The following is an 18,152-nucleotide window of genomic DNA, read 5'->3' on the forward strand; positions in this document are numbered from 1 at the left end:
GGCTCCTACATGAACAATTGGATGTTGCCGAAGGCGGCGTCGCAGTTCACCAGGTCGACGCGTTTCAGGCGGATGCGCAGCGCGCCGTCCTGTTCGACCAGGTGATGCGTGGTCCAGCCGGCATACAGGGTCTGCGCGTCCTGGCGCGTCTCGACGTAGTGGAAGGCGGTGCGCACCACGTGGCGGCCTTCGGCCGGCGCGGATTCGGGATGGCCGTGCTCGACAGTTGGCGCCTGCAGCAGATGGTGGCAGCGGCTCTTGGGTTGCTGCGAGAAGGTGCGCTGGCCGGCCAGCCGCTCGACGCGCACGCGCAGCAGCAGCTTGTCCTCGTACATCAGCGAGGCGTGCAGCTTGGCGTCGGTCTGGCCGTGGGCCAGCGGCATCCAGTAATGGCCGTCCTCGGTGTACAGGTCCAGCCAGTCCTCGAAGCGCAGCTCATCGAGCATGCGCGCCTCGGCGTAGACGAAATCGATCAGTTCGCGGTCGCTGACGGCCATTCAAGCCTCCTGTCCGGTCATGTAGCGGCCCCATGCGCGGTACTGGTTGCGCATCTGCCATTCGTTGGTGCCGTTGGTGACGACGTTTTTCCGGCCCAGTTCGTCGGGCGAGTAGAGGCGACCGACGTTGACCCATTCGCGGGCGCGCGATTGCAGCCCGTCCTGGGCGCGCTCGTACATTTCCAGGTCATCGTGTCCGACCACGGAGGTGGGCGCGTTGATGAGCCGGTTGTACATCAGCGTGCGTTCCAGCAGCAGGTCGGGCGCGCCGACCAGGCGGAAGGTCCAGGACTCGACCAGCGTGCGGTCGGCGGCGATGGGCTTGAAGACGCGCAGCGTCTGGATCGGGCCCTTCACCATGATGTTGGGGAAATAGACGGTGTTGTGGCGCACATCGCCCAGGATCTGCTTGGCGCGTTCCTCGCCATAGGCCGCCGTCATGGCTTCCCAGTAGCCGGGCACGCCGGAGTAGGCGGCGTGGATCGAGTCGGCCACGCCGGTGTGGCCGTGGCCGTTTTCCCATACGCGGATGCCCATGTTCTCGAAGAACTCATAGGGCGAGATGAAGGGCGCGAACAACTCCACCGCCATGGGCTTGGGCGTGCCGGCGGGCGCCTGCTCCCAGACCTTGACGGCGGTGCCGGCCGAGGACTCGTGCGCGACCATGGGGTGACAGGTGTCCGTCTGGTTGTCGACCAGCATCTTCCAGTTGCAGCGGTGCATGTAGCGCATCACGCCGCCGGCGACCTCCAGCCGGCCCTCGGGCGAGCGGTCGGCCATGTTGTCCAGCGTGGTCAGCGATTCGCCGAAGAAGTCCTCGAAGGACTGACCCTCGGGATTCAGGCGGCAGAACACGAAGCCTCGGTGGTTGCGCACGTCTTTGACGGCGGCCATGCCCTGGCTGGCCTCGCACTGCTCCAGGCCGGTGTTCTCGTAGCCTTTCTTCAGCGGGATGGACAGCAGGCTGCCGTCGGTCTTGAAGGTCCAGGCGTGATAGGGGCAGCGGAAGAACTTGCCGGTATTGCCGCAGGCCTCGCCGGCCACCATGGTGCCCTTGTGCGGGCAGCGGTTGTGCAGCACCCGCACCGAGCGATCGCCGTGGCGCACCATGACCACGGGCTGATTGCCGACGGTGGTGGTGATGTAGTCGCCGGGATTGGGCACCTGGCTGTCGTGGCCGACATAGACCCAGGTGTTGGCATACAGCCGTTCCATCTCCAGTTCGAACAGCTCCTGGTCGATGAACAGGTCACGGTGCACCTCGGTCTCGCGCAGCAGGGCGCGGATGGCGTCGGGGTTGTCGCGGTATTTGGCCATGTCGGTTCGCTTCCTTGGTTGGGGCGGCGGCTGGGTGTTCCTAGAGATCCAGCACCAGGCGCGCGGACTTGGCGCGCGAGATGCAGATCTGGATGACCTTGCCGCTGGCCTTCTCGGTGTCCGAGAGGTAGTAGTCGCGGTGGTCGGGCTCGCCTTCCAGCACGGTGGCCTGGCAGACGCCGCACTCGCCGCGCTTGCAGTCGTACATGGGATCGCAGCCTTCCTCTTCCATGACGTCGACGATGGTCTTGTCGGCGGGAATGGTCAGCACGCGGCCGGACTGGCGCAGCTCGACCTCGAAGGGCTGGTCGCCCGCCTGCGGCGCGGCCGTGGCGAACAGCTCGAAATGCACGTGGGCGTCGGGCCAGTGGCGGGCCTTGGCGCCGGCGATGACGGCGTCGATCAGCCCCTTGGGGCCGCAGACGTACAGGTGCTGGCGCGGCGAGGCGGCGTCCAGCAGCGCCTGCAGGTCGAAGCGGCTGGCGGGATCGTCGTCGCCGTGCAGCGACAGGCTGTCGCCGGCCAGCGCCTGCAGCTCGGGCACGAAGGCCAGCTGGTCCTTGCTGCGGCCGCAGTAATGCAGGTGGAAGGCGCGGCCGGCGGCCCGCAGCGCGGCGGCCATCGAGGCCACCGGCGTGATGCCGATGCCGCCGGCGATCAGCAGCACCGGATCGTCGCCGGCCGGCGCTTCGTGCAGCGGAAAGTCGTTGCGCGGGCCCTCGGCGGCCAGCGTGTCGCCCTCGACCAGCGCGTGCATGTGGCGCGAGCCGCCCTGGCTGTCTTCCTCCAGGCGCACGCCCAGGCGGTATTCGCCGGGCGCGGCGAAACAGCCGGCGTCCGGCGTCAGCTGCACCAGCGAATAGCTGCGCGGCTCGCGCAGGCCGGGGACGGAGATCTTCAGGTGCGCGCCCGGACCGAAGGCGGGCAGCGCGCCGCCGTCCTCGCGCGCCAGGCGGAAGGAACGGATCAGCGGCGATTCCTGCCGGACTTCGCGGACGATGAGTTTCAGGGTTTGCACGGCGCTTGCCTCTTGCGTGATTCGTCGGGGAGTCTCAGGCCGCCAGCTGGTCGGCCAGCTGGCGTTCCATGGGGCCGCATTTCTCGTTGGCCAGGGCCGTTTCGCGCAGCGCGCGCAGGCTGGCGGCCGCGTCGGGGCGGCCGGCCAGTTTCTCGGCGGCCGCGAGCAGCTGGCGGTATTTGCCGCCGCCGCGCACGTGGGTGTCGCTGTAGCCCTTCACCAGGCGACGGCAGTTGACCGTTTCCACGGCCAGCGCATAGTCCTGCGGCGCGAGCCGCGCGACCAGATCCAGCCATTGCTCCAGGCCGGCCTTCTCGATCTGGTGGCGCAGCGTGGCGCGGCGGAAGCGTCGCATGCCGGCCAGCGCGTACAGCATCAGGAAGCCGCTCAGCGTGCCGCTGCGCATGCGGCGGCCCTTGCCCAGGCGGCGCTCGACGAAGCCGCCGAAGGCCTTGGAGTTTTCCAGCCAGCGGCCCAGCCCGGCGGGCAGGGTGCCGCAGATTTCCTCCAGGCGCGGGTGCATGAATTCGGTGGTGTAGACCAGCTGGTCCGGGCGCGCGCCGACTTCCTGGCGCACGCGCTCGAAGCGCGTGGCGCGGGTCTTCAGGTCGGCCACGCGGATCACGTCGTCGTAGGCCATGGCGGTCGCCAGGTAGCGAGCGGCGGCGCAGGTCAGTTCCCATTGCCGCGCCTCGCCGCCGTGGCGCGCGTCCAGGTCGCGCAGCGCCTTCATGCGCTCCAGGTATTCGCGGGCATAGGCCAGGTCCTGGAACTCGAGCTGACGGCGCACGCCGGCCGTCAGCATGGGCTGGGCACAGGCGGGAAAGTCGCGCCGGATCATGTCCAGCAGCGGCTGGGTGCGCGCGCTGGCGGCCTGTTCCGGCGCGGCCGGCACGGGACGCGACAGGTCGATGGGCGCGGGCTGCTCGGGCGCCTGGGCGGCGGCGTCGAAGCCCAGCGCGAAGGCGCGCAGGCTGGCGTCCACGCCCAGGCCGGCGCGGCGCACGGTGGCCTCGAAATCATCGCGCGAGAAGGGCAAGGCGCCGCTGCCGGCGACCGCGCCGAACAGGCTGGCGCTGATGACGCTGCCGGCGCGGTCGGCCAGGTCCTGCAGGTCGAAGCACATGAAGCGCTTGGCGGCGGCGCGGCCGGCCTCCAGCACCTTGTTCGGATCGGCGATGCCGTTGCCGGGCGCGGATTTCTCGCTGACCGCGTAGCTGCGGTGCGAGGACGTGATCAGCACGCTGCGGTCGGGCGTGACCAGGCCGCGCTGGATGGCGCGGCCGCCTTCCATCAGTTCGGCCGCCACCACCAGGTCCACGTCGCCCGGCGTGGGCATCAGCGCCAGCGCGGGCGCGCGGCCGGCGCGTTCGACGTCGGCCTCGGGCAGCAGTTCCAGGTAATAGATGGTGGCGCCGGTGCGCTGGGCCACGCCCGGCACCGAGGTGGTCTGCGCCCACCAGCCGGCGTGCTCGGCCATGTCGACGATCCAGTCGGCGAGCACGCCGCCGCCCTGGCCGCCCATGGCCAGGACGGCGATCTTGATCGGCGAGGCGGCGCGCGGGGCGGCGGAAGTGTTGATGCTGCTGTCCATGTCCGAGCCTCAGAGTGCGAGTTGCGCCAGGCGCGCCGCGCGGCGGCGCTGCAGGAAACCGATCACCGCCCCGCGCACGCGGGCCAAGAACCTGTCGCCGCCGGTGGGGTTGTGGACGATGTCGGCGCGATAGAACGAGGGGCACAGCACGGCGGCATGGGCCACTTCACCGCAGTTGCCGCAGCCCACGCAGCTGCTTTCCACATGCGCGACCGGGTCTTCCTTTAGCGGATCGCCACTGTCCTTGACGGTCAGCGAGGGGCAGCCGGACAGCCGGATACAGGCGTGGTCGCCGGTGCAGACGTCGGGGTCGACGCCGAAGCGTTCCTTGACCGCGCGCTTGCCTTCCTTGACCGCCTTGTTGAACAGCGGCTTGATGCGGCGCTGCTTGTTCAGCATGCACTCGGACTGCGCGATGATGACCTTGGGGCCCTTGACGTCGGTGGTGAGCGCTTCCTCGATGGTGGCGCGCACCTTGGCCACGTCGTAGGTGCGATCCAGCGTGCGCACCCATTGCACGCCCACGCCGCGCACGGCGCGGTCGATGGGGTTGTTGGTGGAGCGGTCGGGGTTCTCGGCGCGCGAGGACAGGATGTCCTGGCCGCCGGTTGCCGACGCGTAGTAGTTGTCGACGATGACGATGACGCCGTCGTACTTGTTGAACACGGCGTTGCCGATGCCCGAGGACAGGCCGTTGTGCCAGAAGCCGCCGTCGCCCATGATGGAGATCGGGCGCTTGGCCGCCGGCACGTTGAAGGCCGCCGCGCTGGACGCGCCCAGGCCGTAGCCCATGGTGGTGGCGCCCAGGTTGAAGGGCGGCAGGATCGAGAACAGGTGGCAGCCGATGTCGCAGGAAATATGGTGCTGGCCCAGCGTTTCCTGCGCCAGCGTCAGCGCCGAGAAGATCGGGCGCTCGGGGCAGCCGGTACAGAAGCCGGCCGGGCGCGGCGGCACCACCGCCGCCAGCCCCTCGACATGCTTGTGGAAGGTGATGGGCTGCTCGACGGGCCTGGCGGGCCGCGCGCGCGCGATCTCGACGATCTCGGGCTGGGCGGCGCTGACGGCGGCTGCGTCGGCGGCCACGGCCGGATGCGTCTGCAGCGATTCGGGTCGGTTGCGGCGCAGGAATTCGCGCAGGCCCTCGCGCATGACCTGGGTGGTGTACTCGCCGGCCATGGGCAGCACGTCCTTGCCCGAGAGCTGCGTGGCGATGCCGGCCTTGCGCAGCACCGCGTGCAGGTTCTGCTCGATGTAGTCGGGCTGGCCTTCCTCGAGCAGCAGCACGGCGCGCTTGTCGCGGCAGAAGTCGATGACCTCGTCCTCGATGACGGGGTAGGTCACGTTCATGACGTACAGCGGGATGCGGCTGTTGCCGAAGTGGTCGGCCAGGCCCAGCAGCTGCAACGCGCGGATGACGCCGTTGTACAGGCCGCCCTGCAGGATCAGGCCGATGTCGGACTGGTCGCCGTCGAAATGCTCGTTGAGCTTGTGTTCCTTGATATAGCGGATGGCGGCGGGCCAGCGGTCCTTGATCTTTTCCTGCTCGTGCAGGAAGGACGCGGGCGGCAGCACGATGCGGCTGGTGTCGCGCGCCGGGCTTTCCAGCGCCTGCGCCAGGCTGAAGGCGGGACGCTTGTTTTCCTTGGCGATGAAGCGGCCATGCACATGGCAGCCGCGAATGCGCAATTGCAGCATCACCGGCGTCTTGCTGGCCTCGGACAGCGAAAAGCCGTCTTCCACCGCCTTGACCATGCTTTCGAGATTGGGGCGCGGGTCCAGCAGCCAGATCTGCGATTTCATGGCGAACGCGTGCGAGCGTTCCTGCATGATGGACGAGCCTTCGCCGTAGTCCTCGCCCACGATCACCAGCGCGCCGCCGGTGACGCCGCCGGATGCCAGGTTGGCCAGCGCGTCCGAGGCGACGTTGGTGCCGACCGTGGATTTCCAGGTGACGGCGCCACGGATCGGATACATGACCGAGGCCGCCAGCGTGGCGGCGGCGGTGGCTTCCGAGGCGCTGGCCTCGAAGTGCACGCCGAGTTCCTGCAGGATCTCGTTGGCGTCGGCCAGCACGTCCATCAGGTGCGAGATGGGCGAACCCTGGTAGCCGGCCACATAGCCCACGCCGGACTGCAGCAGGGCCTTGGTGACCGCGAGGATGCCTTCGCCGCGGAACTCTTCGCCCGCGCCGATGCGCAATTGCTGGACTTCTTTTTTGAAGGACCTTTCAGCCATCTCGAACCCCTAGTCGCGGACCGCTGCGCGGGTCCTTGCGCCTTGCTGCTCCGCAACATCGAATGGTCGCGGATCCATGCTCTAAAAAATACTTTAGAAGTCAACTTTTTAGCTGTCAACAAAAAAGATGAAATTTCATGGAATCAAAAAAATATCACGCTAAAACAAGGGTGTATATACTGGCTATCCTTTAGGTGTTGACCCGCCAATCCGCCCTAATACTGTGCAAAAACGGGTTGCGATTCCGGGTATACCCTGTGCTGCGCAACAGCATTGCGGCACATCATGGCGCGGCCGCGCATCGCCGTGGTGCAATGCGCGTGCCGATGGTCCGCGGCAAGCATGCGGGACGGGCATGACAATCTCGAACAACCGGGCGCGGGAGCGTACAGACATGGCGTGGCAGAAGCAGAAGAGCATTCAGGCCGGCGCCGGCGGCGGGCGTTTCGTCGACGGTTATCTGGCCTATCTGCTGGCGCAGGCCAGCCAGCGCATTTCCGCCGAGTTTCATCTGCAGGTGCGCGCGGCCGGCCTGTCGGTCACGGAATGGCGGGTGCTGGCCAGCCTGGAAGGCAGCGCCGGCGAGACCATCGGCACGCTGGCCGTGCTGGCCATCACCAAGCAGCCCACGCTGAGCAAGGTGGTGCAACGGATGGAGGCTGATGGCCTGGTCGAGCGCACCGGCGTGCGCGCCGACCGGCGCCAGACGCGCGTGTGCATCACCACCAAGGGCCGCAATCTGATCGCGGGCCTGTGCGAACAGGCCTTGCAGCATCAGAAGGCCGTGCTGGCGCCGTTCGGCGAAGAACGGGCGACGTTGCTGATAGAGATGCTGGAAGTGTTGATGACCGAGCACGTGCCGCTGGAGATGGCGACGGCCGAAACGGACGAGGATTGAGCGTCCGGATGCCGGCCGAGTTCCGCTTTCCGGGAATGTCGCGCGTCGCGTGTTTGATCGAACGCTGTTCGCTTCAATTATTTTGTTACGAGCATATGCGTCCCTGTTTTGTTCCTCTCTCTGAAAACCGTCTCCGGTACGCATAAACCCTGAATTGACGCGGGTTCCGGCGCTAGGCAATATCGCGCCGGTATTTTCAGACTACAGTCAGGAGTTGAACCTATGCGCCGCACTTTGATTGCTATCGCGATCGCCGCCGCCGTGGCCGTGCCCTCGATCGGACAGGCCAAGACTTTCCGCTGGGCCGCCCAGGGCGACATCCTCACCTTCGACCCGCACTCGCAGAACGAAGGCATGACCATCGCCGCCAACAGCTATGTGTACGAACCGCTGGTGGACTACGACAAGTCCTTCAAGGTGGTGCCGCGCCTGGCCACGGAGTGGGAGCAGGTCTCGCCCACGCTGTACCGTTTCAAGCTGCGCCCCGGCGTCAAGTTCCACGACGGCGCGGCCTTCACCGCCGACGACGCGGTGTTCTCGATCCACCGCGCCATGGCGCCGACCTCGAACTACAAGGCCTACACGACCGGCATCAAGGAAGCGCGCAAGATCGACGACCTGACCCTCGAGGTCGAAACGTCGGCGCCGAACCCGGTGCTGCTGCGCCAGCTGACCAACGTGTTCATCATGAACAAGGCCTGGGCGGAAAAGCACAACATCGCCAAGCCGCAGGATTACGTCAACAAGGAAGAGACCTACGGCGCCCGCAACACCAACGGCACCGGCCCCTACAAGCTGAAGACGCGCGAAGTCGACGTGCGCACCGTGTTCGAAGAGAACAAGGACTGGTGGAACAAGGCCGGCAAGGTCGGCAACGTGACCGAGGTGGTGTTCACCCCGATCAAGCAGAACGCCACCCGCACCGCGGCCCTGCTGTCCGGCGAGATCGACTTCGTGCTGGACCCGGCCGCCCAGGACCTGGACCGCCTGCGCCAGTCGGCCAAGGTGGTCGAGGGCAACGAATACCGCACCATCTACCTGGGCCTGGACCAGAAGCGTCCCGAGCTGCAGTACTCGAACATCAAGGGCAAGAACCCGTTCCAGGACATCCGCGTGCGCGAGGCGCTGTACCGCGCCATCGACGTGGACGCCATCAAGCGCGCCGTGATGCGCGGCCTGTCGGCGCCCACCGGCACCATGATCGCGCCGCAGGTGCACGGCTGGGCCGAATCGGTCCACAAGCGCGTGCCCTACGATCCCGAGAAGTCGCGCGCCCTGCTGAAGGAAGCCGGCTATGACGGCACGCTGAACTTCACGCTGGACTGCCCGAACAATCGCTACATCAACGACGAGGCGATCTGTCAGGCGGTGGTGGGCATGTGGGCCAAGGTCGGCGTGAAGGCCACGCTGAACGCGATGCCGCGCTCGACCTACTTCCCCAAGGTGCAGTCGTTCGACACCAGCGCCTATCTGTTCGGCTGGGGCGTGCCGACCTTCGACGCCATGTACACGCTGCAGAACCTGATCCGCACCAAGGGCGAGGGCGCGGACGGCATGTACAACCTGGGCAACTACAGCAACAAGGAGCTTGACGCCGTCATCGACAGCATCAAGACCCAGACCGACGCCGCCAAGCGCGACGCCGACATCATCAAGGTGCTGGAAGGCCACGCCAAGGACTTCGGTCACATCCCCCTGCATGACCAGGTCATTCCCTGGGCCATGCGCAAGAACGTCACCGTCATCCATCGCGCCGACAACCGTCTGGTCGCCGATTGGGTCAAGGTCGACTGATTCAGGCCAACCCGCAGGCGGCGCGCTGAGGCGCGCCGCCTGCCTGCCTTTTTCCGCCTATGTTCGCTTTCATACTCCGCCGCCTGCTGCAGGCTGTGGCGGTGATGCTCACCGTCGCGCTGCTGGCATTCGTGCTATTTCAATACGTCGGCGATCCCGTCACCATCATGCTGGGCCAGGACGCCACCGACGCCGAACGCGTCGAGCTGCGTGAGCGCCTGGGCCTGAACGAGCCCGCCGTCGTCCAGTTCGGCCACTTCGTCGCCAACGCCGCGCAGGGCAATTTCGGCATCTCCCTGCGCCAGAGCGAACCCGTTTCCTCGCTGCTGAAGTCGCGCCTGCCGGCCACGCTGGAACTGTCGCTGGTCGCGGCGGTGCTGGCGCTGGTGGTCGGCGTGCCGCTGGGCGTGTATACCGCGCTCAAGCGCAACAGCATGCTGTCGCAGCTGCTGCTGGCCGGCTCGCTGCTGGGCGTGTCGCTGCCTACTTTCCTCATCGGCATCCTGCTGATCCTGGTGTTCTCGGTGCAGCTGGGCTGGCTGCCCAGCTACGGACGCGGCGAGACCGTCAGCCTGGGCTGGTGGTCGTCGGGCCTGTTCACGGCCGATGGCTGGAAGCACCTGATCCTGCCGTCGATCACGCTGTCGCTGTTCCAGATGACGCTGGTGCTGCGCCTGGTGCGCTCGGAAATGCTGGAAGTGCTGCGCTCGGACTACATCAAGTTCGCCCGTGCGCGCGGGCTCAAGCGCCGCGCCATCCACTTCGGCCACGCGCTCAAGAACACGATGGTGCCCGTCATCACCATCACCGGCCTGCAGCTGGGCGGCATCATCGCCTTCGCCATCGTCACGGAAACCGTGTTCCAGTGGCCGGGCATGGGCCTGCTGTTCATCCAGGCCGTGCAATTCGCCGACGTGCCGGTCATGGCCGCCTATCTGTGCCTGATCGCGCTGGTCTTCGTGGTGATCAACCTGATCGTCGATCTTCTGTATTTCGTCGTGGACCCGCGCCTGCGCGCCGGGATGACCCGCGCCGGGGGGGCTCACTGATGCGCGCCGTACTCAAACGCTGGTGGGACAGCGACCTGGCCTGGGCCTGGCGCCGCGCCCCGGTCGCCATCGCCGCCACCATCCTGCTGGCGCTGCTGCTGATCGGTTCCTTTGGCGCCGGCTGGGTGGCGCCGCACAATCCCTTCGACCTGACCAAGGTGGAACTGCTGGACGCGCTGCTGCCGCCGGCATGGCAGGCCAATGGCCAGCCGACCTACCTGCTGGGCACCGACAGCCAGGGCCGCGACCTGTACTCGGCCATTCTGTACGGCACGCGGGTGTCCCTGCTGATCGGCCTGGCCGCGGTGGCGCTGTCCATGGTCATCGGCATCGTGCTGGGCCTGGTCTCGGGCTACGCGGGCGGGCGCATCGACGCCTTCATCATGCGCGTGGCCGACGTGCAGCTGTCGTTCCCGGCCATCCTGATCGCGCTGCTGATCGACGGCGTGGCGCGCGCCGCAGTGCCGCGCGAGCTGCACGAGGTGATCGCCTTCCCGGTGCTGGTCGGCGCGATCGCGCTTGCCGGCTGGCCGCAGTACGCCCGCACGGTGCGCGGCTCCACCCTGGTGGAGAAGAACCGCGAATACGTGCAGGCCGCGCGCGTGATCGGCGTGGCCTCGCCCGTCATCATGTTCCGCCACGTGCTGCCCAATGTGCTGGGACCGGTGCTGGTGCTGGCCACGGTGCACCTGGCCACCGCCATCATCACCGAGGCGACGCTGTCGTTCCTGGGCGTGGGCGTGCCGCCGACGTCGCCGTCGCTGGGCACGTTGATCCGCATCGGCAACGATTTCCTGTTCTCCGGCGAATGGTGGATCGTCATCTTCCCCGGACTGGCGCTGGTGCTGTTGGTGCTGTCGGTCAACCTCCTGGGTGACTGGCTGCGCGACGCGCTCAACCCGCGACTGAATTGAGGTTTTTCCATGAGCGCATTACTTGAAGTCCGCAACCTGCGCGTGGAGTTCCCCACGCGCCGCGGCACGCTGCGCGCGCTGGACGACGTGTCCTTCTCGATCGAGGCGGGCGAGGTCCTGGGCGTGGTCGGCGAATCCGGCGCCGGCAAGTCGCTGACCGGCGCGGCCATCATCGGCCTGCTGGAGCCGCCCGGGCGCGTGGCCGCCGGCGAGATCCTGCTGGGCGGTCGCCGCATCGACAACCTGCCCGACGAGCAGATGCGCCGCGTGCGCGGCCGCGAGATCGGCGCCGTGTTCCAGGATCCGCTGACCTCGCTGAATCCGCTGTACACCGTGGGTCGGCAGCTGGCCGAGACCATCGTCACGCACCTGGACCTGAGCTGGTCGCAGGCGCGCACGCGCGCGGTTGAGCTGCTGGCGGCCACCGGCATCCCGGCGGCGCGCGAGCGCATCGACCACTATCCGCACCAGTTCTCCGGCGGCATGCGCCAGCGCGTGGTGATCGCGCTGGCCCTGGCCGCCGAACCGCGCCTGGTGGTGGCCGACGAGCCCACCACCGCGCTGGACGTGTCGATCCAGGCGCAGATCATCGAACTGCTCAAGCGCCTGTGCCGCGAGCAGGGCACGGCCGTCATGCTGATCACCCACGACATGGGCGTGATCGCCGAGACCGCCGACCGCGTCGCCGTGATGTACGCGGGCCGCGTGGCCGAGATCGGCCCGGTGGCCGACGTGATCCACAAGCCGCGTCACCCTTACACGGCCGGCCTGATGGGCTCGATCCCGGCGCTGGATAGCCACGCCCAGCGGCTGGTGCAGATCGACGGCAGCATGCCGCGCTTGAACGCCATCCCGACGGGCTGTGCGTTCAATCCGCGTTGCGGCCAGAAGCTGCCGCGCTGCACGCAGGATCGTCCTGAATTGATGGCGGCCGGCACTTCCCGCGCCGCCTGTTGGTTGCATGAAGAAAAGGTGGCGGCATGAGCGGCACTCACCCGTTGGTAGAAGTCCGGGACGCGGCCCGCTGGTTCGACGTGTCGCCGCCGTGGCTGGAGCGCAAGTTGTCCGGCAAGCCCAAGGTCATGCTGCGCGCCGTCGACGGCGTGTCCTTCGACATCGCGCGCGGCGAGACGCTGGCGCTGGTGGGCGAGTCGGGCTGCGGCAAGTCCACCGTGGCGCGCATGCTGGTCGGGCTGTACGGCCTGACGCGCGGCGATATCCGCTTCGACGGCCAGCCCCTGGCCGGCATGGCCGAATCCGGCGGCCGGGCCATGCGCAAGCGCCTGCAGATGATCTTCCAGGACCCGTATGCCAGCCTGAATCCGCGCTGGCGCGTGGGCCGCATCATCGCCGAGCCCATGCTGACCCACACCACCATGACGCCGGCCGAGCGCACGGCGCGCGTGGGCCAGCTGCTCAAGCAGGTGGGGCTGGATCCGGCCGACCAGGGCCGCTATCCGCACCAGTTCTCGGGCGGCCAGCGCCAGCGCATCTCGATCGCGCGCGCGCTGGCGGTCAATCCGGAGTTCCTGGTCTGCGACGAGCCGACCTCGGCGCTGGACGTGTCGGTGCAGGCGCAGGTGCTGAACCTGATGAAGGATCTGCAGCGCGAGCTGGGCCTGACCTATCTGTTCATTTCGCACAACCTGGCGGTGGTGCATCACGTGGCCGACCGCGTCGGCGTGATGTACCTGGGCCGCATGGTGGAGGTCGCGCCGCGCGACGAGCTGTTCGCGCGGCCGCGTCATCCGTACACGCGCATGCTGCTGGAGGCGATTCCCGACATCAACGGCGCCGGCAAGCCGCGCACGGCGGTGGCGGGCGAGGTGCCCAATCCGCTGAACCCGCCGTCGGGCTGCACCTTCCATCCGCGTTGCCCGCACGCCAACGAGCGCTGCAAGACCGAGGCGCCGCAGGCACTCGCGGCCGGGCCGGCGGTGGTGGCTTGTCATGCGGTGCAGGAGGGGCGGATCACGGCCTGAGGCGTGGTCCGTGGCGTCCGTCCGTGGCGGCGGACGCCACGATTTCAAGCGCGGGCAGGCGGCGCCTCGTGGCCGCGTGGCTCAGTGCCGATGTTCGCCATCGGCCGCGTCGTCGTCTTCATCGTCTTCGTCCTCCTCATCCTCGTCGTCCTGCGCCAGGTCCGGATCCTCGCTCAGCGCGAAGGGCAGCACGTCTTCCAGGCTGTCCGACCAGGCGGACTCTTCGCCATCATGGTCGAGCTTGACGAAGCGCTCGCCCTCGCCGAGCGTGATCTGGATGGCCCACAGGTACAGGCAGTCGTAGGTGTCGTCGTCGGCCGGCGGCAGGCCGCCGCGATTGCCCAGCAGGCGCGCGCCGGGGCCGCCCAGCTGCACATGGACCTGGGATTCGTCGGCTTCGGCCTTCTCGTCCAGCGGCACGCCGAAAGTCACCCATTCGGTGCCTTCCTCGCCCAACACGACTTCAGCCAGCACGGGCTTGCCCAGGAAGGCGCTGAGGGCGTCGGCCGTCTTGGCCAGCATGTCCAGCTCGGCCGAGCTGAAACGGGTCAAGGAGGCGGGAGGCGTGGCGGAGGCGGACATGAGGATTCCTGGGCGCGCCCGCGCTCTGATGGCGCGGCGCTGCATGAGATTGAGTAGCTTGGGGATTCGGGTCAGGCGCTATTGTCGCGCGTTCGGCCGTGCCTTGCATCGGACGCGTGGATGACGCGGTTCGCAGGGCGCGCGCCGCCAGCCGGGGGCGGCGGATCGCCCGCAATGTCCTACGCCGATGCCCGCGGCGCGTCGCCGCTGCGCCGCCGCGCGCTGTCGGGCGATTCCCCGGTCAGTCGTTGGAACATGGCGATGAACGCCGAGGGCGTGCTGTAGCCGAGCCGGCGCGCGACATCCTGCACCGGCAATCCCGCGTCCAGCATGCCCAGCGCGCTGACCACGCGCAGCCGCTGGCGCCAGTCGTTGAACGACATGCCCAGATGCTGCTGGCAGTGGCGCAGCAGCGTGCGCTCGGTGATGCCGGCGGTGGCGGCCCAGTGCGCCGCGCCGCGCTTGTCGCCGGGCTCGCGCTGCAGCGCCGCCAGGATCGGGGCCAGCGGCAGCTCGGTGGTGGACGGCAGATAGCTGGCGTAGGCGCGCGCCTGGCGCGTCTGGTCGATCACCACCTGCGCCATGCGCCGGTCTTCCGGCGTATCCGGATAGGTGATGCCGCGCCGCTCGAAATCGGCCAGCACGGCGCGCATGACGGGGCTGATCTCCAGCGTGCAGGGAGCGGCCGGCAGGCCGGCGCAGGCCGCCGCCGGGATGTCGATGCAGGCGTAGTGGACTTCGCCCTCGTTCTGGCAGCAGTGGGACACGCCCGGCGGTATCCAGATGGCGTACTGCGGCGGCGACAGGTACAGCACGCCTTCGATGCCGATCTCCATGATGCCGGAGATGGCGAAGTTCAATTCGCCCCAATCGGAGCGGTGGCGCGCCATGCTGGAATGCGGCGTGAAATGCAGGATGCGGCAGGCCAGCGGGTAGGGCAGGTGGCTGGCCAGTTGGGCGGAGGAAGCGGGGTCCATGTCCGGATTCGAGCGTGCTTTGTCTGAAATTCATTATATGCCTGGAGTCAGACAAGTCCTACACTGAGCGCTCGTTCCCGCAAGAGCGCATCATGCAGCAAGCTTCCGTTTCCCATCCTCCCGCCCGTTACCTGTTCTTCCCGCTGTTGGCGGCCCTGATCTGGTCGGTCAACATGATCGTCACCAAGATGTCCGCCGGCCTCATCGCGCCCGCCGCCATCGGCTTCTATCGCTGGGCGCTGGCCGGCGCGCTGCTCACGCCCTTCGCCCTGCCGGGCGCCTGGGCGCAGCGCGCCCAGATCCTGCGCCATTGGCCCAAGCTGGCCGTGCTGGGCGGCCTGGCGATGGCGCTGTACCAGGGGCTGGCCTATGTGGCCGCGTCGACCACCACCGCCACCAACATGGGCATCATCACCGCCATGATCCCGCTGCTCACCATCGTGGTCAGCGCGCTGGTGCTGCGCGAGCGGCCCACGCTGATGGCGCTGCTGGGCGGCCTGGTGTCGCTGGCCGGCCTGTCGCTGCTGATCGGCGAGGGCGATCCGGCCCGGCTGCTGCAGGTGGGCGCCAATCCGGGCGACCTGCTGATGGGCGTGGCCGCGCTGGCCTATGCGCTGTATGGCGTGCTGCTGCGCCTGTGGGCGCTGCCGCTGGGGCCGTGGCAATCGCTGTACGCGCAGATCGCCTTCGGCACGCTGTTCCTGCTGCCGACCTTCCTGCTGGCGCCGCCGTCGCCGCTCAATGCCGACAACCTGCCGCTGGTGCTCTACGCCGGCGTATTCCCGTCGCTGTTCGCGCCGTTCCTGTGGATCCAGGGCGTGCGTCACCTGGGGCCGAACCGCGCCAGCATCTTCCTGAACGTGATGCCGGTGGTCACCGTGGCGATCGCCGCCACCTTCCTGGGCGAAAAGCCGCATCTGTTCCACCTGGTCGGCGGCGCCATGGCGCTGGCTGGCGTGATGCTGGCGCAGATGCGCGTGGGGCGGCCCGCGAAGGCGCGGCGCAAGGCGGCGGAGCAGGATCCGTCCCTGTGCAAATCGTCCTGAGACGGGCGCGCTCGGGGAGGCACTCAAGGGCGCGCGGCCGCTGTCGCGCGCCCGCAAGGGTTCCGGCCTACAATCGACGGTTTCCCAGTCTCATATCCGATACGAGCCCATGGCCCAATACGTCTACACCATGAACCGCGTCGGCAAGATCGTGCCGCCGAAGCGGCAGATCCTGCGCGACATCTCCCTTTCGTTTTTTCCTGGCGCCAAGATCGGCGTGCTGGGCCTGAACGGCTCGGGCAAGTCGACGCTGCTGAAGATCATGGCGGGCGTGGACCGCGAGATCGAAGGCGAAGCCATCCCCATGCCGGGCCTGAACATCGGCTACCTGCCGCAGGAGCCGCAGCTCAACCCCGAGCACACGGTGCGCCAGGCCGTCGAGGAAGGCCTGGGCGCGGTGGTCACGGCCAAGAAGCGCCTGGACGAGGTCTATGCGGCCTACGCCGAGCCGGACGCCGATTTCGACGCGCTGGCCGCCGAGCAGGCCGAGCTTGAAGCCATCATCGCCGCCGCCGCCTCCAGCGGCGCCGACGACATCGAGCACCAGATGGAAATCGCCGCCGACGCGCTGCGCCTGCCGCCCTGGGACGCCATCGTCGGCAAGCTGTCCGGCGGCGAGAAGCGCCGCGTGGCGCTGTGCCGCCTGCTGCTGTCCAAGCCCGACATGCTGCTGCTGGACGAGCCCACCAACCACCTGGACGCCGAAAGCGTGGAGTGGCTGGAGCAGTTCCTGCACAAGTTCCCCGGCACTGTCGTCGGCGTGACCCACGATCGCTACTTCCTGGACAATGCCGCCGAATGGATCCTGGAACTGGATCGCGGCTACGGTATTCCGTGGAAGGGCAACTACAGCTCCTGGCTGGAGCAGAAGGAAGACCGCCTCAAGCAGGAAGAGGCCTCCGAGTCGGCCCGCCAGAAGACCATCAAGAAGGAACTGGAGTGGGTGCGCCAGAACCCGAAGGGCCGCCAGGCCAAGGCCAAGGCGCGCCTGGCCCGCTTCGAGGAACTGTCGTCCTACGAATACCAGAAGCGCAACGAAACCCAGGAAATCTTCATTCCGGTGGGCGAGCGCCTGGGCAACGAGGTCATCGAATTCAACAACGTCAGCAAGGCCTATGGCGACCGCCTGCTGATCGACAACCTCAGCTTCAAGATCCCGCCGGGCGCCATCGTCGGCATCATCGGCGCCAACGGCGCCGGTAAATCGACGCTGTTCCGCATGATCGCGGGCCGCGAGCAGCCGGATTCGGGCGAGGTCAAGATCGGCCAGACCGTCAAGCTGGCCTACGTCGACCAGTCGCGCGACGCGCTGGAAGACAAGAAGACCGTGTTCGACGCCGTGGCCGACGGCGCCGACCTGCTGACGGTGGGCAAGTTCGAGATGTCCTCGCGCGCCTACCTGGGCCGCTTCAACTTCAAGGGCGGCGACCAGAACAAGGTCGTGGGCCAGCTGTCCGGCGGCGAACGCGGCCGCCTGCACATGGCCAAGACGCTGATCGCCGGCGGCAACGTGCTGCTGCTGGACGAGCCGTCCAACGACCTGGACGTCGAAACGCTGCGCGCCCTGGAAGACGCGCTGCTGGAGTTCCCTGGCAGCGTCATGGTCATCAGCCACGATCGCTGGTTCCTGGACCGCATCGCCACGCACATCCTGGCGTTCGAAGGCGACTCGCAAGTCGTGTTCTTCGACGGCAACTACCAGGAATACGAAGCCGACAAGAAGCGCCGCCTGGGCGACGAGGGCGCCAAGCCCAAGCGCCTGCGGTACAAGGCGCTGAAGTAAGGCGTTCTTGAAGCAGGGTGTCCTTGAATTAAGGCGTCCTGTTAGGCAGTCCGAAAATCCCGGCCCGTTCGTGCCGGGTTTTTTTTGGATGGTGGAATGAAGGCCCGCCTCGTTTGAGGTGCATCCCTATTCACTCGCCATGCAGGAGATCGACATGCGCGCCACCGTGACGCTGGACGACGAGTTGCTTGAATTGGTGCGTTCATACACGGGAATCCAGGCTACGTCAGCGCTTGTGCAAAGCGCGTTGAGGCAACTCGTGCAGAGAGAGGCCGCCAAACGCCTCGCCGGCTTGGGAGAAAGTTCGCCCACCCTGAATGCCATCCCGAGACGGCCAGGGGCAATCCGCGATGATCCCGAGTGATCTTTCAGTTTTCACCTGTAGCCATTCACTCGGCCATCGCCGGGCGCCGCGATATCATTGAGTCAACCGTGCGGCGCTCGCTGCCGCGCCCGCTTTCCTGGA

Annotated in this window: 16 protein-coding genes; 9 read left to right on the forward strand and 7 right to left on the reverse strand. The window is 67.6% G+C overall.

Going from position 1 to position 18,152, the window contains the following annotated elements; translation table 11 throughout:
• Positions 1-5: 5 nt before the first annotated feature.
• The 5 genes from C2U31_RS09610 to C2U31_RS09630 are packed head-to-tail and all read right to left on the reverse strand — an operon-like array spanning position 6 to position 6,661.
• Positions 6-497, reverse strand: a complete 492-nt coding sequence (locus tag C2U31_RS09610) for an aromatic-ring-hydroxylating dioxygenase subunit beta (RefSeq protein ID WP_103272641.1) — start codon at positions 495-497, stop codon at positions 6-8.
• Positions 498-1,814, reverse strand: a complete 1,317-nt coding sequence (locus tag C2U31_RS09615; RefSeq protein WP_103272642.1) for an aromatic ring-hydroxylating dioxygenase subunit alpha — start codon at positions 1,812-1,814, stop codon at positions 498-500.
• A 40-nt stretch (positions 1,815-1,854) separates the two neighbouring features.
• Positions 1,855-2,832, reverse strand: a complete 978-nt coding sequence (locus C2U31_RS09620; protein WP_103272643.1) for a PDR/VanB family oxidoreductase — start codon at positions 2,830-2,832, stop codon at positions 1,855-1,857.
• Between the two features lie 34 nt (positions 2,833-2,866).
• Positions 2,867-4,426, reverse strand: a complete 1,560-nt coding sequence (locus C2U31_RS09625) for an indolepyruvate oxidoreductase subunit beta family protein (protein WP_103272644.1) — start codon at positions 4,424-4,426, stop codon at positions 2,867-2,869.
• A 9-nt stretch (positions 4,427-4,435) separates the two neighbouring features.
• Positions 4,436-6,661 carry an indolepyruvate ferredoxin oxidoreductase subunit alpha gene (locus C2U31_RS09630; RefSeq protein ID WP_103272645.1) on the reverse strand — a complete coding sequence of 742 codons (2,226 nt, stop codon included), beginning with the start codon at positions 6,659-6,661 and terminating at the stop codon, positions 4,436-4,438.
• A gap of 394 nt (positions 6,662-7,055) precedes the next feature.
• Between C2U31_RS09630 and C2U31_RS09635 the strand changes: the two genes are divergently transcribed.
• The 6 genes from C2U31_RS09635 to C2U31_RS09660 all read left to right on the forward strand — a co-directional run bounded on the left by C2U31_RS09635 (position 7,056) and on the right by C2U31_RS09660 (position 13,298).
• Entirely contained in the window at positions 7,056-7,559 is a 504-nt protein-coding gene (locus tag C2U31_RS09635; RefSeq protein WP_103272646.1) for a MarR family winged helix-turn-helix transcriptional regulator, read from the forward strand.
• A gap of 222 nt (positions 7,560-7,781) precedes the next feature.
• Positions 7,782-9,353: an ABC transporter substrate-binding protein gene (locus C2U31_RS09640; RefSeq protein WP_103272647.1), complete on the forward strand. Its 1,572-nt coding sequence runs from the start codon at positions 7,782-7,784 to the stop codon at positions 9,351-9,353.
• A gap of 59 nt (positions 9,354-9,412) precedes the next feature.
• The gene (locus tag C2U31_RS09645; protein WP_103272648.1) at positions 9,413-10,402 is read left to right on the forward strand and encodes an ABC transporter permease; all 990 of its coding nucleotides are present in this window, start codon (positions 9,413-9,415) and stop codon (positions 10,400-10,402) included.
• Positions 10,402-11,316 (forward strand): ABC transporter permease, encoded by a 915-nt coding sequence (locus C2U31_RS09650; RefSeq protein ID WP_103272649.1) that lies wholly within the window; start codon positions 10,402-10,404, stop codon positions 11,314-11,316. The genes C2U31_RS09645 and C2U31_RS09650 overlap by 1 nt, the downstream gene beginning before the upstream one ends.
• A 9-nt stretch (positions 11,317-11,325) precedes the next feature.
• Positions 11,326-12,300: an ABC transporter ATP-binding protein gene (locus C2U31_RS09655; RefSeq protein WP_103272650.1), complete on the forward strand. Its 975-nt coding sequence runs from the start codon at positions 11,326-11,328 to the stop codon at positions 12,298-12,300.
• Positions 12,297-13,298 carry an ABC transporter ATP-binding protein gene (locus C2U31_RS09660; RefSeq protein ID WP_103272651.1) on the forward strand — a complete coding sequence of 334 codons (1,002 nt, stop codon included), beginning with the start codon at positions 12,297-12,299 and terminating at the stop codon, positions 13,296-13,298. The genes C2U31_RS09655 and C2U31_RS09660 overlap by 4 nt, the downstream gene beginning before the upstream one ends.
• Before the next feature lie 81 nt (positions 13,299-13,379).
• Here C2U31_RS09660 and C2U31_RS09665 read toward each other — a convergent pair whose 3' ends face one another.
• The gene (locus C2U31_RS09665) at positions 13,380-13,880 is read right to left on the reverse strand and encodes a hypothetical protein (RefSeq protein WP_103272652.1); all 501 of its coding nucleotides are present in this window, start codon (positions 13,878-13,880) and stop codon (positions 13,380-13,382) included.
• Positions 13,881-14,059: 179 nt separating this feature from the next.
• Positions 14,060-14,857 (reverse strand): helix-turn-helix transcriptional regulator, encoded by a 798-nt coding sequence (locus C2U31_RS09670; protein ID WP_103272653.1) that lies wholly within the window; start codon positions 14,855-14,857, stop codon positions 14,060-14,062.
• A 92-nt stretch (positions 14,858-14,949) separates the two neighbouring features.
• Between C2U31_RS09670 and C2U31_RS09675 the strand changes: the two genes are divergently transcribed.
• The 3 genes from C2U31_RS09675 to C2U31_RS09685 all read left to right on the forward strand — a co-directional run bounded on the left by C2U31_RS09675 (position 14,950) and on the right by C2U31_RS09685 (position 18,050).
• Complete coding sequence (locus tag C2U31_RS09675; RefSeq protein ID WP_103272654.1) at positions 14,950-15,903, forward strand: DMT family transporter; 954 nt, start codon at positions 14,950-14,952, stop codon at positions 15,901-15,903.
• Positions 15,904-16,012: 109 nt separating this feature from the next.
• Positions 16,013-17,686 carry an energy-dependent translational throttle protein EttA gene (gene ettA / locus C2U31_RS09680; RefSeq protein ID WP_103272655.1) on the forward strand — a complete coding sequence of 558 codons (1,674 nt, stop codon included), beginning with the start codon at positions 16,013-16,015 and terminating at the stop codon, positions 17,684-17,686.
• A 154-nt stretch (positions 17,687-17,840) separates the two neighbouring features.
• Positions 17,841-18,050 carry a type II toxin-antitoxin system VapB family antitoxin gene (locus C2U31_RS09685; protein WP_103276328.1) on the forward strand — a complete coding sequence of 70 codons (210 nt, stop codon included), beginning with the start codon at positions 17,841-17,843 and terminating at the stop codon, positions 18,048-18,050.
• Positions 18,051-18,152 lie beyond the last annotated feature (102 nt).

It is taken from the genome of Achromobacter sp. AONIH1 (genome assembly GCF_002902905.1).
Taxonomy (GTDB): domain Bacteria; phylum Pseudomonadota; class Gammaproteobacteria; order Burkholderiales; family Burkholderiaceae_B; genus Achromobacter.

Excerpts from the sequence above, each read along its gene's own strand:
- C2U31_RS09610 (WP_103272641.1), bottom strand. The coding sequence starts at position 497 with ATGGCCGTCAGCGACCGCGAACTGATCGATTTCGTCTACGCCGAGGCG.
- C2U31_RS09615 (WP_103272642.1), bottom strand. The coding sequence starts at position 1,814 with ATGGCCAAATACCGCGACAACCCCGACGCCATCCGCGCCCTGCTGCGC.
- C2U31_RS09625 (WP_103272644.1), bottom strand. The coding sequence starts at position 4,426 with ATGGACAGCAGCATCAACACTTCCGCCGCCCCGCGCGCCGCCTCGCCG.
- C2U31_RS09630 (WP_103272645.1), bottom strand. The coding sequence starts at position 6,661 with ATGGCTGAAAGGTCCTTCAAAAAAGAAGTCCAGCAATTGCGCATCGGC.
- C2U31_RS09635 (WP_103272646.1), top strand. The coding sequence starts at position 7,056 with ATGGCGTGGCAGAAGCAGAAGAGCATTCAGGCCGGCGCCGGCGGCGGG.
- C2U31_RS09640 (WP_103272647.1), top strand. The coding sequence starts at position 7,782 with ATGCGCCGCACTTTGATTGCTATCGCGATCGCCGCCGCCGTGGCCGTG.
- C2U31_RS09645 (WP_103272648.1), top strand. The coding sequence starts at position 9,413 with ATGTTCGCTTTCATACTCCGCCGCCTGCTGCAGGCTGTGGCGGTGATG.
- C2U31_RS09650 (WP_103272649.1), top strand. The coding sequence starts at position 10,402 with ATGCGCGCCGTACTCAAACGCTGGTGGGACAGCGACCTGGCCTGGGCC.
- C2U31_RS09655 (WP_103272650.1), top strand. The coding sequence starts at position 11,326 with ATGAGCGCATTACTTGAAGTCCGCAACCTGCGCGTGGAGTTCCCCACG.
- C2U31_RS09660 (WP_103272651.1), top strand. The coding sequence starts at position 12,297 with ATGAGCGGCACTCACCCGTTGGTAGAAGTCCGGGACGCGGCCCGCTGG.
- C2U31_RS09665 (WP_103272652.1), bottom strand. The coding sequence starts at position 13,880 with ATGTCCGCCTCCGCCACGCCTCCCGCCTCCTTGACCCGTTTCAGCTCG.
- C2U31_RS09670 (WP_103272653.1), bottom strand. The coding sequence starts at position 14,857 with ATGGACCCCGCTTCCTCCGCCCAACTGGCCAGCCACCTGCCCTACCCG.
- C2U31_RS09675 (WP_103272654.1), top strand. The coding sequence starts at position 14,950 with ATGCAGCAAGCTTCCGTTTCCCATCCTCCCGCCCGTTACCTGTTCTTC.
- ettA (WP_103272655.1), top strand. The coding sequence starts at position 16,013 with ATGGCCCAATACGTCTACACCATGAACCGCGTCGGCAAGATCGTGCCG.
- C2U31_RS09685 (WP_103276328.1), top strand. The coding sequence starts at position 17,841 with ATGCGCGCCACCGTGACGCTGGACGACGAGTTGCTTGAATTGGTGCGT.